Origin of the sequence: Rhizobium azibense, assembly GCF_004342325.1 — a bacterium.
Taxonomy (GTDB): Bacteria; Pseudomonadota; Alphaproteobacteria; order Rhizobiales; family Rhizobiaceae; genus Rhizobium; species Rhizobium etli_B.
On sequence record NZ_SMBJ01000001.1, the window covers coordinates 705,769 to 720,573 of the forward strand.

14 protein-coding genes are annotated in these 14,805 nt (G+C 59.7%); 11 read left to right on the forward strand and 3 right to left on the reverse strand.

The features are described from left to right. Positions 1-5: 5 nt before the first annotated feature. The 11 genes from EV130_RS03375 (at position 6) to EV130_RS03425 (ending at position 10,526) form a co-directional block, all read left to right on the forward strand. Positions 6-887 carry a carbohydrate ABC transporter permease gene (locus EV130_RS03375; RefSeq protein ID WP_074064073.1) on the forward strand — a complete coding sequence of 294 codons (882 nt, stop codon included), beginning with the start codon at positions 6-8 and terminating at the stop codon, positions 885-887. After that, positions 887-1,723 carry a carbohydrate ABC transporter permease gene (locus EV130_RS03380; RefSeq protein ID WP_074064074.1) on the forward strand — a complete coding sequence of 279 codons (837 nt, stop codon included), beginning with the start codon at positions 887-889 and terminating at the stop codon, positions 1,721-1,723. Before EV130_RS03375 ends, EV130_RS03380 begins: the two co-directional genes overlap by 1 nt. A gap of 4 nt (positions 1,724-1,727) precedes the next feature. Beyond that, positions 1,728-1,967 (forward strand): DUF2160 family membrane protein, encoded by a 240-nt coding sequence (locus tag EV130_RS03385; RefSeq protein ID WP_081377214.1) that lies wholly within the window; start codon positions 1,728-1,730, stop codon positions 1,965-1,967. Between the two features lie 28 nt (positions 1,968-1,995). After that, positions 1,996-3,039 (forward strand): NAD(P)-dependent alcohol dehydrogenase, encoded by a 1,044-nt coding sequence (locus EV130_RS03390; protein ID WP_074064075.1) that lies wholly within the window; start codon positions 1,996-1,998, stop codon positions 3,037-3,039. Between the two features lie 10 nt (positions 3,040-3,049). After that, positions 3,050-4,111, forward strand: coding sequence for an ABC transporter ATP-binding protein (locus EV130_RS03395; RefSeq protein ID WP_074064076.1), 1,062 nt, complete (start codon positions 3,050-3,052; stop codon positions 4,109-4,111). A gap of 24 nt (positions 4,112-4,135) precedes the next feature. Next, positions 4,136-4,906 (forward strand): SDR family NAD(P)-dependent oxidoreductase, encoded by a 771-nt coding sequence (locus EV130_RS03400; RefSeq protein WP_074064077.1) that lies wholly within the window; start codon positions 4,136-4,138, stop codon positions 4,904-4,906. 11 nt (positions 4,907-4,917) lie between these two features. Next, on the forward strand, positions 4,918-5,643 hold the full coding sequence (locus tag EV130_RS03405) for an SDR family oxidoreductase (RefSeq protein WP_074064078.1): 726 nt from the start codon (positions 4,918-4,920) through the stop codon (positions 5,641-5,643). A gap of 78 nt (positions 5,644-5,721) precedes the next feature. Continuing rightward, positions 5,722-6,705, forward strand: coding sequence for a beta/alpha barrel domain-containing protein (locus EV130_RS03410; protein ID WP_074064079.1), 984 nt, complete (start codon positions 5,722-5,724; stop codon positions 6,703-6,705). A 20-nt stretch (positions 6,706-6,725) separates the two neighbouring features. Next, complete coding sequence (locus tag EV130_RS03415; protein WP_074064080.1) at positions 6,726-7,742, forward strand: carbohydrate kinase family protein; 1,017 nt, start codon at positions 6,726-6,728, stop codon at positions 7,740-7,742. A 54-nt stretch (positions 7,743-7,796) separates the two neighbouring features. Beyond that, positions 7,797-8,525 carry an SDR family oxidoreductase gene (locus EV130_RS03420; protein ID WP_074065594.1) on the forward strand — a complete coding sequence of 243 codons (729 nt, stop codon included), beginning with the start codon at positions 7,797-7,799 and terminating at the stop codon, positions 8,523-8,525. A gap of 360 nt (positions 8,526-8,885) precedes the next feature. Next, positions 8,886-10,526 carry a phosphoethanolamine transferase gene (locus EV130_RS03425; RefSeq protein WP_132549015.1) on the forward strand — a complete coding sequence of 547 codons (1,641 nt, stop codon included), beginning with the start codon at positions 8,886-8,888 and terminating at the stop codon, positions 10,524-10,526. Positions 10,527-11,014: 488 nt separating this feature from the next. Here EV130_RS03425 and EV130_RS03430 read toward each other — a convergent pair whose 3' ends face one another. The 3 genes from EV130_RS03430 to EV130_RS03440 are packed head-to-tail and all read right to left on the reverse strand — an operon-like array spanning position 11,015 to position 14,779. Further along, complete coding sequence (locus EV130_RS03430) at positions 11,015-11,548, reverse strand: sarcosine oxidase subunit gamma family protein (RefSeq protein WP_132659234.1); 534 nt, start codon at positions 11,546-11,548, stop codon at positions 11,015-11,017. Next, positions 11,541-14,504 (reverse strand): sarcosine oxidase subunit alpha, encoded by a 2,964-nt coding sequence (locus EV130_RS03435; RefSeq protein WP_074064083.1) that lies wholly within the window; start codon positions 14,502-14,504, stop codon positions 11,541-11,543. The genes EV130_RS03430 and EV130_RS03435 overlap by 8 nt, the downstream gene beginning before the upstream one ends. Further along, positions 14,501-14,779 carry a sarcosine oxidase subunit delta gene (locus EV130_RS03440; protein WP_132549009.1) on the reverse strand — a complete coding sequence of 93 codons (279 nt, stop codon included), beginning with the start codon at positions 14,777-14,779 and terminating at the stop codon, positions 14,501-14,503. Before EV130_RS03440 ends, EV130_RS03435 begins: the two co-directional genes overlap by 4 nt. Between the last annotated feature and the right edge of the window lie 26 nt (positions 14,780-14,805).

Sequence of the window (14,805 nt, forward strand, 5' to 3'; positions counted from 1 at the left end):
AATTCATGCGTTCAAACACGGTCGGTTGGCTGATGCTCGCCCCGACGATCGCAATCCTTGGCGTCTTCGGCATCATCCCTTTCTTATACGTGCTTTACGTGGCATTCCACCAGTGGAACCCGTTTGGCGCCAGCCCCGACATGATCTACAACGGCGCCAACAATTTTCGCCGTCTGGTCTTCGACGCCGAATTCCTGACCTCCATCGCCTTCACCATGAAGTTCGCATTCTTTGCGGTACTGAGCGAGATCGCGCTGGGCTATCTCCTCGCCCAGCTCTTCATGAAGGAGTTTCCCGGACGTGGCTTCTTCCGCACGATCCACACACTGCCCCTGATCGTCGCGCCCATCGTCGTCGGCTCGGTCTGGCGTCTGATGACGACGCCCAGCATCGGCATCATCCCCTATCTCCTGAGAAACTGGTTCGGCTATGATCTCAACATCGGCCGTGACGCCACCACCGCTTTCACCCTGACCGTCATCATGGACATCTGGCACTGGACGCCGCTGGTGACGCTGACACTGCTTGCCGCACTGCTCGCCCTGCCCAAAGAGCCGTTCGAACAGGCGCAGATCGATGGCGCCAACCGCCGCCAGATCTTTTGGCACGTCACACTGCCGATGATCCGACCGGCTATCCTCGCAACGGTCTTCATCCGGTTGATGGACGCGCTGCGCACTGTCGACGAAGTCTGGATGCTGACATCGGGCGGGCCGGGGGCGGCAACCCGTTATGTCGGTCTGCACATCTGGAAGATCGTCTTCCCAAAGACCGACTACGGCTATGGCGCCGCGATCTCGGTGATCGTCCTCTACCTAACCCTGGTGATGTGCTGGCTGCTCTATGTCGCCCTCGTGGCTCGACGCCAACGCAAAAGGACATTCTGATGCAGGGCCGCAATCCCCTTCTTTACATGGCGCTTTGGCTGTTCCTCAGTCTGTTGACGCTTTTCCCGATCTATTGGCTTTTCGTCATTTCGGTGAAGCCGGCAGTCGATCTGTTCACGACACCGAGCCTGTTCCTCGACGCGATCTACTGGAAGAACTACGTCAACGTCTTGGGCAATGAGACGCTGCGCGGCTACATGCTCAATTCGATGATCATATCCAGCGGCAACGCCGTGCTGGTCACCGTGCTGGCCTTCATGGCTTGTTATGCGCTCTCGCGCTTCGACCTCGCAGGCAAGGAGAACATCTTCTTCTGGACGATCACCAACCGCATGGCGCCGGCGGCGGTGTTCTTGCTGCCGTTTTTCCTGCTCTTCACCCAGATCATCACCTTCGGCGACTGGAAGCTTTACGACACCAAAATCGGGATGATCCTGCTTTATTGCACGTTCAACCTGCCTTTCGCGATCTGGACGCTGAGGCCCACCATCGACGGAATTCCTAAAGAGCTCGACGAGGCCGCGACCGTCGATGGTGCCTCGACGTGGCAGGTTATCCACGAAGTCATCTTCCCGCTTGCACGGCCAGGTCTTGCCGTCACGCTGATCCTCACCTGGGTCTTCGCCTGGAACGAGTTCCTGCTCGCCGCGACCCTGACCAGCTTCAACGCGCGCACCATCACCACAGGACTTTCGGAATATGTGACGACAACGGGAACCGAATGGGGGGCGATGGCGGCGATCGCCGTGATCACGCTCATCCCCGCGCTCATCATATTCGCAGTGGTTCAGCGGCATATCGTGGCGGGTCTCACCTTCGGCGCAGTCAAGGAGTAGAGCGATGCAGGAGCCATTTGACCCCGGACAGATCGATTCCGAACCGGAAGTGGCGGGCCGCAAATCCGAGCGGAGAGGCTTCCTGCCGATCACCACCAACTGGTTCGACCGCGTCTTCGTCGGCATCTACCTGTTCGTGGCGCTCGAACTCTTCTGGATGCGGTTCCTCGAACAATCGATTCCGCTGACGGTCTGCCACGTCCTGGCCATCGCGCTCGCAGTCCTGATCGTATGGCGCGGCTGATGCTTCTTGAGAAAATAGGACAGAGACAATGAAAGCACTGGTACTGGAAGAGAAGATGAAGCTGTCGCTGCGCGATTTCCCGATCGAGCGTGACGAGGTGCTCGGCCCACGCGACGCTCGCATCAAGCTTCACACCGTCGGCATCTGTGGCTCCGACGTCCATTACTATACACATGGCGGCACCGGTATCTTCCAGGTGAAGGCGCCGATGATCCTCGGCCACGAGGCGTCTGGCACGGTGATCGAAACCGGAGCCGAGGTCACCTCGCTCAAGGTCGGCGACCGGGTCTGTATGGAGCCGGGCATTCCCGATTCCAACAGCCGCGCCGCGCGCCTGGGGCTCTATAATATTGATCCGGCAGTCCGCTTCTGGGCGACGCCGCCCATCCATGGCGTACTCAGGCCGACGGTCGTCCACCCGGCCGATTTCACCTACAAACTGCCCGACAACGTGTCTTTCGCCGAAGCCGCCATGGTCGAGCCGCTGGCTGTGGGTGTGCATGCCGCCACCAAGGCGCAGGTCAGGCCGGGCGACATAGCCTTGGTGATCGGCGCTGGTCCGATCGGCCTGGTGACAGCGTTGTCGGCTGTCGCGGCCGGCTGCGCGCGGGTGTTCGTGAGCGACATCGATGACGCAAAGCTGGAGCTTGCCGCCAAGCTCGGTCCGATCTCACCGGTCAACGTCTTGCGGCAGGAACTGGCCAGGGAGATCCTTTCCGCCACCGGCGGCTGGGGGGTTGAGATCGTTTTCGAGTGCTCCGGCCATCCCGCAGGCGCCGAGGGCGTATTCGACCCGCTGGCACCTGGCGGTCGTGTGGTCTTCATCGGCTCGCAGGTCCATCCGATCCACTACGACGTCGGCAAGGCGATGGTGCGGGAGGCGCGCGTGGAGCATGTCTTTCGCTATGCCCATGTCTTTCCGCGTTGCGTGGCCATGCTGTCATCAGGCGCGATCGACGTGAAGCCGCTCATCACCCGTACATTCGATTTCGACGAGAGCGTCCGTGCTTTCGAGATCGCGGCTTCCGCTGCGAAGGGCGAAGTCAAGATGCAGATCGCACTGCCGCAATAGAGGAACTCATATGGCTCACGTCACCGTCAAGAACGTTACGAAGAATTATGGTGCGCTGCCGGTCATCCACGGTGTCGGCATAGATATTGCCGATGGCGAATTCGTCGTGCTGGTCGGGCCGTCCGGCTGCGGCAAGTCCACCCTGCTGCGAATGATCGCAGGGCTTGAGACGATCTCCGGAGGCACGGTCGCAATCGGCGGCAGAGTCGTCAACGACGTCCTTCCAAAGGACCGTGACATCGCCATGGTTTTTCAGAATTACGCGCTCTATCCGCACAAGACCGTAGCAGACAATATGGGCTTTCCTCTCAAGCTCAAGGGCGCGCCAAAGAGCGAGATCGAAGCGAAGGTCCGAAGGGCGGCCGAAATCCTCGATCTCGGCAAATTGCTTGATCGCTACCCGAAACAGCTCTCGGGCGGCCAGCGCCAGCGCGTCGCCATGGGGCGCGCGATCGTCCGAGATCCGCAGGTCTTCCTGTTCGACGAGCCGCTTTCCAATCTCGATGCCAAGCTGCGCGTGACCATGCGCGTCGAAATCAAGGAACTTCACCAGCGGCTGAAGACGACCACCATCTACGTGACGCATGACCAGATCGAGGCCATGACAATGGCCGACAAGATCGTCGTGATGCGCGACGGACGGGTGGAGCAGATCGGCGCGCCGCTTGATCTTTATGATCGTCCGGCCAATGTCTTCGTGGCAGGTTTCATCGGCTCGCCGTCGATGAATTTTGTTCCCGGCAGATTGGCAAAGGAAAGCGGCCGGCCGGTGTTTGTCAGCGACAAGGGCACCGTGCTGCCGGTGCCGGAGGGAGCGCCGAGCCACGGCGAGCCTGTCATCTACGGCGTCCGTCCAGAGCATATCGATGTGCGGCCTGACGGAATGCCTGCGACGATCTCGGTTCTCGAACCTACCGGCTCGGAAACACAGATCTTTGCACATCTCGGCGGCGATGCCATCATGGCGGCTGTTCGCGACCGCATCGCCGCGCTGCCGGGCGAGGCTGTCTCGCTGCGGATCGAACCGGCCCGCGTTCATCTGTTCGATGCCAGGAGCGGCCGGCGTCTTTAATTCTGCATGGTCACGGAGCGAGATATGTTCTTCGAGAAATTCCGGATGGATGGTCAAACCGCTGTGGTGACCGGCGGCGGACGGGGTATCGGCCTTGCCTGTGCCGAAGCGCTTGCCGAGGCGGGCGCCCGAATCGTCATCATCGATCGCGACGAAGCGGTGGCCGAATCGGGCAGGCATGTCTTGGCCGGCAAGGGTGTCGAAGCCGATGCGCTGGTCCTCGATGTCACCGATTCTGCAGCCGTCGACACGGCCGCCGCGGATATCTTCGCAAAGCACGGTCGCATCGACGCGCTGGTCGCCAACGCAGGCATTGCGCGAACCGGTACGGCCGCAGAGGATACCCCCGACGAACTCTGGCTCAATGTCAACGATGTGAACTACAACGGCGTCTTCTGGTGCAATCGCGCCTTCGGCCGGTACATGCTGAAGGCCGGCCGCGGTGCAATCGTCAATATCGGTTCGATGTCCGGCTATATCGTCAACCGTCCACAGCTGCAGACTTATTACAACGCCTCAAAGGCCGCCGTCCATCACCTGACGGCGTCACTTGCTGTGGAGTGGGCTGAGCGTGGCGTGCGCGTCAACGCCGTCGCACCGACGTATATCGAAACCGAAATGACGAAGACTGTGGTCGACAAGAAGATGATGGACATCTGGATTCGTGACACGCCGATGGGCCGGATGGGCCAACCCCATGAGATTGCGTCGGTGGTACATTTTCTAGCCTGCGACGCATCGAGCCTGATCACTGGCGCGACCGTCAAGGCCGACGGCGGCTTCACTTGCTGGTAGGAGGATTGGCGATGGATTTTTCGAACAGGCATGTGGTGGTAACCGGCGCCGGCAAGGGTATCGGGCGGGCGACCGCCGTCATGCTGGCTCAGCGTGGGGCCAAGGTGACCGCGCTATCGCGCTCGGTGGCCGATCTTGAGGAATTGAAGAATGAAATAGGATGTATCCCGGTGGCCGTCGATCTTGCCGATCCGGACGCGACACGCGCGGCGGCCCTTAAGTCCCTGCCGGCCGATTTTCTGATTAATTGCGCCGGCACGACCGAGCTTGAGTCTTTTCTCGATCTCAAGGTCGAGAACTTCGATCTGCTCTACGCCGTCAATACGAGGGCACCGATGATCACTTCGCAGGAATATGCCCGCGACATGGTGAAGAACGGCCGCAAAGGCGCAATCGTCAACGTATCGAGCGTCGCGGCCTTTGTCGGTATTCCCGATCACGCCGCTTACTGCGCTTCCAAGTCCGCTCTCGACGGGCTGACCCGGGTGATGGCCAAGGAACTTGCGCCGAAGGGCATACGGGTCAACGGCGTGCATCCCACCGTGACGCTTACGCCCATGGCCATCAAGGCCTGGAGCGATCCACAAAAGGCAGCCGGCATGCTCAACCGCATTCCTGTCGGCCGTTTCGCCGAACCCGAAGACGTTGCCGAGGTCATTCTTTTCCTGCTTTCTGACGAGGCAGCAATGGTCAACGGCCTGTCGATGCCTGTGGATGGTGGTTACATGATCGCCTGACGATTTTGCGAGGCAGATGCCTCAAATTTAAGCCTTCCCGCCGCGGTCTGGCGGCCTCAGATTTTCAAGGATCAGCCCATGACACGCTTTGATGCAAAAATCGCCAAGATCAGGGCCGGCAACTACAAGCGGACGGATTTCATCATCGCGGACGCGAAAGATGGTGACATGGGGCCGAGCATTTTATCGTGTGGCCCGAAGCTCGAGAAGGACTGCTCCTACACGCGCTACCGGACGCGTGCGGAATTCCTCGACCAGGTCAAGGCCGTGATCACCCAGGACATTGTCGATATCATGCTGACCTCCGCTTCCAATCTCGAACTGCTGACGGAAAGCGGCGCTTACGCAGGCAGCAATGTGAAACCCGCAATTCGAGCCAATGATGCGACGGATATCTGGGTTGGGCGCGGTGCGACCTATGCCTCGCAGCCGTCCAGGCCTTATCGCACTGCTTCTCTGTCGGTCAGCCGGCGCCATACCGACCTCGGCCTCTACTCGATCACCTTCAACAATGATCTCGACGCGGACTACAATTCGCTGCTCGCCTTCATGGATTTTGTAGAGGACGCGCACGACAACGGCTTCAATTATTTTCTCGAAGTCTTCAATCCGAACGTCGACACCGGCATATCGCCTGACCTCCAGCCACATTTTGTGAATGATTGCATATGCCGGGCGCTGGCCGGGCTGACACGTGCGCAGCGGCCGCAATTCCTGAAGATTCCGTTCAATGGCCCAAAGGCGCTGGAGGAACTCACGACCTACGACCCGAGCCTGATCGTCGGCGTGCTGGGCGGCGGTGCGGGTACTGCGCGCGACACGTTCGAACTCATCCACCAGGCGGAGAAATACGGCGCCCGTGTGGCGCTTTTCGGTCGCAAGATCAATCTCGCCGAAGACCCGCTCGCCATGGTGAAATTCATGCGTGCCGTGGCAGACGGTGATCTCAGGCCAGAGGAGGCCGTCAGGGCCTATCACGGCGCGCTGCAGGCAGGCGGGCAGAAGCCGATGCGGACACTGTCAAACGACATGATCATCACCGAAAAGGTTCTGATGAATTGACACCGCCAAGGGAGGTGAGCATGGCCGGAACGAGCAGGCGCGGCTTCATCGCCGGAGGGACCTGGTGCCTCGACCGAAATCGCAGGATAGACGCATGGCCAAAGGAAGACAGCGTCGGTATCGCCTGGGGGCTTGAAGAACGTGGCGGCGGTCCGGCCTGCAATCTTGCCATCGACGTCAAGAGGCTCGATCCGGCAATCCCGGTCGAAACCATCGGGTTGGTCGGCAACGACGAGGCCGGCCGAAAACTCATCGCCGAAGCCGAACGAGCTGGTCTCGACCACCGGCAGATTCATGTCAGCGACCAAGCGACCACCCATACGACCGAAGCCTTCATCTCGCAGGCAAGTGGACTGCGCACACATATTTCCGAGATCGGCGTTTCGGCGCTGCTTTCGCCGGATCATTTCGATTTCTCCCGAACCACGGCGCGCTTCTTGCATCTGGGACTTCCCGGCATCCATCCCACGATGGATGCGCCTTGGAAAGACAATGCCAACGGCTGGGTGACAGTGCTCAAAGCCGCTCGCGCCGCTCGCCTTGAAACCAATCTCGAACTTTGCACGGTCACGCCGGAACGCCTACGTGGCCTGATCGTGCCCTGCCTACCGCATCTCGATACGCTGATTGTCAACGACAAAGAGATCGGGGCGCTTGCAGAGATGGAAACCACTCGGGAAGGCAGGACTGACGTTGACGCCTGCGCAGCGGCGGCGGCTGTCATTCTCCCACAGGGCGCGATGCGGCTTGTCACCATCCACTTTCCCGAAGGCGCGATCACCGTCACGCGGGCAGGAGAGGCGATCTTCGTGCCCTCAGTCAAGATACCTCGGAATGCGATTGTCGGACCGAACGGTGCGGGAGATGCCTTCGCGGCAGGCTTCATGTACGGCCTGCACGAAGACTGGGCAATCAAGGATTGTCTTTGGCTCGGTCATGCCGCGGCCGCCTGTTCGCTACGGAGCGCGGGCACGACCGACGGCGTCGTTGAGTGGAAGCAATGCCTGGAAACGGCACATAAGTGGGGAAGCCATTGAATCAAGGTGGCGGCTGGATTTGCAGAATTTGATCTGACGCAGAAGGAGACGAGCATGGTCAAGCAATTGGAAGGCATGGTCGCGGCGGTTACGGGTGCGGCCTCCGGGATTGGACTTGCGAGCACGAGGGCGATGGTTGCCGAGGGTGCGCGCGTGGTGCTCGTCGATCGCGACCAGAAGGCGCTGGACGCAGTGTGTGCGGAACTCGGCAATGTCGCAATCCCCCTGGTGATCGATCTTCTCGATCCCGCCAGCTGCGCAACCCTGATGCCGTCTATCGAGAAGCTCACCGGCCAACTCGATATTTTTCATGCCAATGCGGGCACCTACATCGGGGGTGACCTGATCGAGGCCGACACCGCCGTTATTGACCGGATGCTCAATCTCAACGTCAACGCAGTCATGAAGAACGTCCATGACGTTTTGCCGCATATGATCGCGCGAGGCTCGGGAGACATTATCGTCACAAGTTCAGTGGCGGGCCATTATCCCGTTCCATGGGAGCCTGTCTATTCGGCTTCGAAATGGGCCATGACCTGCTTCGTTCAGACCGTACGGCGCCAGGTCAACAAAAAGGGCATTCGCGTGGGGTCGGTTTCGCCCGGGCCGGTCATCAGCGCGCTCCTTGCCGACTGGCCAGAAGAAAATCTCCAAAAGGCCAAGGAATCGGGAAGCCTCATCGAACCGTCGGAGGTAGCCGATGCCATCATCTTCATGCTGACCAGGCCGCGGAATGTCACAATTCGCGATGTCGTTGTGCTGCCGACCAATTTCGATATCTGAACTGCGCAGTGAAATCTTAAGGGAGATCGTTCGCGCCGCGGTGCCAGGCGCATCGGCTGATGTCCAATCCATACAAAATTTCGAGCGGTGCTGGCGATGGACGGATATGTGCCACCAGCATCGTTCGCCGGTTTACCAGTCCTTGCAGGGTCGCACGCGGGCGGGCGCTACAATAACGCGCCTCCGGTGGAACAGCGTCATGTCAAGACGTCGTCGCCTGGGTCCGTTCAGGTGTCTGTCAGGTTCTTCAGCCACCTAAGTGCTCCCCTCTCTGGAAGCGCCCATGCCTGAAATCCACAGCCCGGAAATTCCAAACCTTTTGCACCGCACCGAGACATCACGCGGATCGGATGCATTAAGATGAACAAGGTCTTGCACATCTATCGGCCCACGGTTGGAAGCGTGACAATATGCGCGATCACGACCCTATATCTGCTTCTTGTCACCAACTGGACATTCTGGACGAAGGCGTCCGGTTACCTGGCAAGGGATCACTTTGCCTTAATTCTTTTTGCCGTTGGCATCTCGGCAATGAGCATGGCCATCATCACGGCCTTTTCTGCGAAATACATAACCAGGATATTTTTGATTTTCTTTATCGTCACCGCGTCTGCGGCATCCTGGTTCACCGATCAGTTCGGTGTGGTCGTTGATCGCGAGATGATCCGAAACGCCGCCGTCTCAACGGGTGCTGAGGCAGGGCATCTCTTAACCTTGCGCTTTGCAACCCATCTGCTTGTGACCGGGATCCTTCCATCGCTTGTGGTCGTCTGGGTAAGGGTCGCGCATCGGCCGTTCTTGACGAAACTGGCGCACAACAGCGCAATCATTGTCGGATGCATCGCGATCTTTGCGCTGGCAGCTGCCTGCGACTATCGAACCTTTGCCGGGGTCGGCCGGGCGCACCGGGACATCCTCGATCCGCTCAATCCCTTCTTTCCGATATCGAGTGCCGTCCGGTTCATAGTAGACGCGACAAGGGACGCCGAGGTTAGCGCGCACCCACTGGGCGTGGACGCACATCGCACCGGCTTGAGGCCAAAGCCGCGAGTGACTGTGATTGTCGCAGGTGAAACCGCTCGGGCAGACAATTTTTCGTTAGGCGGATATGGCAGGGAAACGAATCCGGACCTCCGCGAGCGCGGCGTCGTGTACTTTCCAAACACGATGAGCTGCGGCACGTCCACGGCGGTCTCGATACCGTGCATGTTTTCGGTCTATCCGCGCCGTGCCTACACACATCGCAAGGCCCTCGAGACAGAAAACGTGCTCGACGTCCTATCGCATGCAAACATATCTGTGTCGTGGTTTGACAATGATACCGGCAGTTATCATGTGGCAGACCGCGTCGCTTACCAATTCCTCCCGAGTTCTGCCGACCCCAGGTTTTGCAAGGACGGCGAATGCCTGGACGCCATTCTTCTCGATCGCATGGATTCGTGGCTCAGCTCCGTCAGGGGTGATAGTGTCTTGATCCTGCATCAGTTGGGAAGCCACGGCCCAGCCTATTTCTCGAGATATCCAGATGATTTCAGGCACTTTGTGCCAGATTGCCGAGCAAATGACTTTGGCGCTTGCTCAGCGCAGGAAATCAACAACGCCTATGATAATACGATCCTCTACACCGATCACATCGTGTCGCAGGTGATCGATAGACTGAAGGCGCGCTCCTCCATGATTGCCGGATCGGTCATCTACCTTTCAGATCACGGCGAGTCGCTTGGTGAGCACGGCCTTTATCTGCATGGCGCGCCATATGTCTTCGCGCCATCGCAGCAAACCCATGTCCCCTTCCTCGTTTGGATTGCGGACGACCTGCAACACTCCGGCGGGTTTGACATGGGGTGCCTGGATCGGAATAAAGCGCTCCCCAATTCCCATGACAACTTGTTTCACAGTGTTCTCGGGCTCATGGACGTGTCGACAAAGGTTTATGACCCTGCGCTCGACATCTTTGCGAAATGTCGGCGACGAGGCACCAACCTTGCTGATGCAAGTTAACTTTCCATGACCGGGCAAGAGGTGATCCGGATCAAGCGCGAAGCGTAACGTGGCGGCCTGTTATCATCGGCAGAACTGCAATACGCCAAGGGCTCGCCTCAAGCCGGGGAGGAAGACGAGCCCTTGTCCACTTGAGTGTGCTTGGAGAGGAAGGATTATCTTCCGTAGCACTCGGATGAGGCAGCTCGCGCAAGGGAGGAGAACGCGCCACGTCATCCACCGCAGCAAACATCGAGGAGGATGAAAAGTTCCGTTCTTTCCGGAGAGCCGTGACAATGGCAGGATCATCACATTGCGCAGGCGCTACACTTACTTGTCATTTGCCGGTGAAGCCGTTCCCGCGTCTCTGATAAGAGGCATGCTTTCGGCTGAAACAGCGACGACATCGTCTCGCTCCGTGCGAAAGCCCTTCGATCTGTCCGCGAGCAAGCCGACACTCGTCAGCAAGTGCCAATGAGCTTTCCCCTGGTCTTCCAACAAACCTGCGTTCAGCCAAATTCTGCGCTCATGCGCGCCAGGTCGTCCCATAGGCTTTCGGCAAATCCTCGCAGGACGATAATCTCGAATGTGTCGGCATCGACACAGGTGATATGGGCCGCGATATGGCCGATCAACGTCGTTGCGGATTGTGCGACGGGAAATGAGCCGGGCGCAAGATCGACCGCCGTACCTTTCGAAAGGACGTGCCTGGCCAACTTGCCGCTGATCCGTATACGCACGCGACCATGGCTCTGGTCGACGCCGGATGCGCGCGGTTCGAGCCCGTCGACCAGATCCTTCATGTCCTGATATGCCATCGGTTTTTCACCGATGATGAACCACTGTCCGGGCGAAAGGGAGCGAACGGTGAGGGCGGCCCTTTTAGCGAGGCAGTCCAGGAAAGACGCTACATCGCTTTCGCCAGGCTTTACGATCACATGAATGACAACGCCTTCGGGAAGCGCAGAGAGGCTGACGGCGGGAGAAGAAATCACCGGTTTGGCGCCGAGCGCCGGGCGAAGGGTCGGTCGGAAATCAGACATGGAGCCTCTTGTTCTGCGGATCAAAGAAAACCGGGTTGCACAGCCGTGCGGGGGTGATTTCGTTGCGCAGGCCGTTCCAGACCACCACCTCCTCGCCGTGCCTGTCGGATCCGCGCTTGACGAGGGCAAGACCAATGGTTGATCCGACATGGGGTGAAAACGCGCTTGAAGTGACGTAGCCTTGGTCGTTTTCGAGCGTTGCAGCCGCATTCTTGGAGAGGACATGGGAGCCTGTGCGGAAGGATCGGTTGGAATCAAGCGGCACAACACCAACCAGGCATGGCCGGTCGCCGGCCGCAAGAGCTTCGCGCCCCACCATTGCCTTGCCGATGAAATCAGCCTTTGCCGCCGAAACCATTTTTGCAAAACCGAGATCGGCCGGTACGACGGTGCCGTTGATCTCATTGTGGGTGACATGGCCCTTCTCGATGCGCATGACGCCGAGCGCTTCGACACCATAAGGCATAATGCCATCGTCTTTTCCGGCGTCCATCAAGGCATCGGCGACGCTTTCGCCGTAACCGGCCGGCACCGCAAGCTCAAAGGCAAGTTCGCCCGAAAAGGAAATCCGGAAGAGGCGGCCGTGAAGCGTGCCTCTGAAAAGCGAGATCTCCTTCGCTGCGAGGAAAGGGAAGGCAAGGTCGGAGATGTCGTCGTCGACGATCTTCCGGAGGATGGAGCGGGCTTTTGGCCCGGCGATCGCCATCTGTGCCCACTGATCGGTAACCGATGCGAGGCGAACGTCAAGATCCGGCCATAGCGCCTGCGCGCAGAACTCTAAATGGTTCATGACGCCCGCCGCATAGGCCGTCGTCGTCGTCATGAAGAAACGGTCTTGCTCAAGGCGGCTCGTCGTGCCGTCATCGTAGATCATGCCGTCCTCGCGCAGCATCAGGCCGTAGCGGGCCTTGCCGACCGGCAAGTTCACGAAGCCATTGCAATAGATCCGGTTCAGAAACTGTGCCGCGTCTTTGCCACAGATCTCGATCTTGCCGAGCATGGACACGTCACACAGCCCCGCATTCCGGCGCACGTTCAGCACTTCTCGGTCGACGCTCTCGCGCCAGGTATTTTCGCCCTTTCGCGGAAACCAGGAGGAGCGATACCAAAGGCCGGTCTCCACGAAGACGGCGCCGTTCTTCTCCGCCCAGCCGTGCAGGGGTGATTTGCGCACCGGCTGGAAGTGATGCCCATGATGGGCGCCAGTCAGCGCGCCGAAGGAGACAGGTGTATAGAAAGGCCGGAAAGTCGTCGTGCCGACATCGGCCGGCGAGGCGCCGCGCGCTTCAGCCAGAAGTCCGATGGCATTGATATTCGAAAGCTTGCCCTGATCGGTCGCCATGCCATTGGTGGTGTAGCGCTTGGCAAGCTCTACATGGCCATAGCCCTCGCTGACGGCAAGGTAGAGATCCTTGCGATGCACGTCATTCTGGAAATCGACGAAGGCCTTGCCCTTGACGCCGGCTATGGACCATACCGCCTTTTCAGGTGGGGCGATGGTATCGTTTTCCACCGCGCCGAATTCAGCAGGTGCCGCCTTGAAGCCGAGCTCCTCTGCCATGGCCGCGCCCTGCCGCGCGCCGTCCGCAAGGCAAGCCGCAAGGCCGCTAACGGCGCAAGCCGAGCCGGCCAGTACCATCCCGTTCAGATTGCCCGGTGCGAGGAAGGCTGCATTGTCATTCGACCAGACTGGCTTTCCTCCGCGGTGGCAGGCGAGGTGGATGATCGGGCTGAAACCACCTGCCATGGCCAAGCCGTCGACGTTTATCCTTTCCGTGCGGTCCTTTGAGCGGATATCGACTGCGCTCAACGCCTTGCCGCCCCTGGCATCCGATACCACGGCACCCCTGATGATGCGCGCCGGGCCAACGTAGCCGTTACCGCCGTGCTCGCGGCTGTCGACGATGGCAACAAGCTGAATACCGCGCGCTTCGAGATCGCGGGCCAGTGCATAGCCGCTGTCATTGGTGGTGAAGATCGCTGTCGCTTTGCCGGGGGCGAGTGCATAGCGGTTAAGGTAGCAACGCATGGCGCTTGCCATCGTCACGCCTGGAATGTCGTTGCCGCCGAACACAAGAGGACGCTCTTCCGCTCCCGTCGCCAGGACGCTCTGCTTGGCAACAATGCGCCACAGGCGTTCCACAGGTATATTGGGCAGCGGTTCGCAAACATGCTTTTGCACCCGCTCGACGGCGCCGAAGACATTGCCGTCATACCAGCCGAAGACGGTCGTGCGGGTCAGGAGGGTCACATTCGGCATGGATTCGAGTTCACAGATGCAGTCGTCTGCGAAATCGGCTGCCGCCTTGCTGCCGATCGATGCGGTCTCGCTCAAAAGCGCCCCGCCGGCAACCGAGTGTTCATCGGCGAGAATGACGCGGGCGCCGGCACGGCCGGCACTGATTGCGGCAGCCAGCCCCGCGGGCCCGGCACCGATGACGAGCAGGTCGCAATGTGCCCAGCACTTATCATAGGCGTCTGGATCGGCTTGATATGTTGCCTTGCCCAGTCCGGCGGCCTTGCGGATGAAGGGTTCGTAGATCTTTTCCCAGAACGGGGCGGGCCACATAAAGGTCTTGTAGTAGAAACCGGCGCCGAGGAAGGGCGACAGCAGGCTGTTCAGCGCGCCGATGTCGACGCCGAGCGACGGCCAGCGGTTTTGGCTTTTCGCTTCGAGGCCGGCATAGAGCTCCTGCATGGTGGCGCGCGTATTCGGCTCGGTGCGGCCGCCCCTGCCGATGGTCATCAGTGCATTCGGCTCGGCTGCGCCTGCAGTTAGGATGCCGCGCGGCCGGTGATACTTGAAACTCCGGGCCACGAACTGGCGGCCGTTGGCAAGCAGTGCAGAGGCGAGGCTGTCGCCCTGAAGACCCTGCATCACCTTGCCGTCGAAGGTGAAAGACAGCGACTTAGAGCGGTCGATCAGCCCGCCTTGCGGCAAACGGTAAGATGTCATGCGCCTAAACCTTTCTTCCTGCCAGACGTAGCGTCGCGGCATGCAGCGATCTCATGGGTCGCGGTATTGCGGTCGACGACCAGCCACCGCCGGCAGCCGGACGTATGATGCCAATATTCCTCGTAGGCGCCGCGGGGATTGTCGCGCAGATAGACGTAGTCGAACCAATCGTCAGGACCGGCATCGGGCGTCGGTCTTGCAAGGGCAGCGCCCTTGATGGTGAACTCCTCTTTCGGTCTTGGCCCGCAATGCGGGCAGGGCACCAGACTAGCCATTTCGAATGTCCCTTTGATGCGCGAAA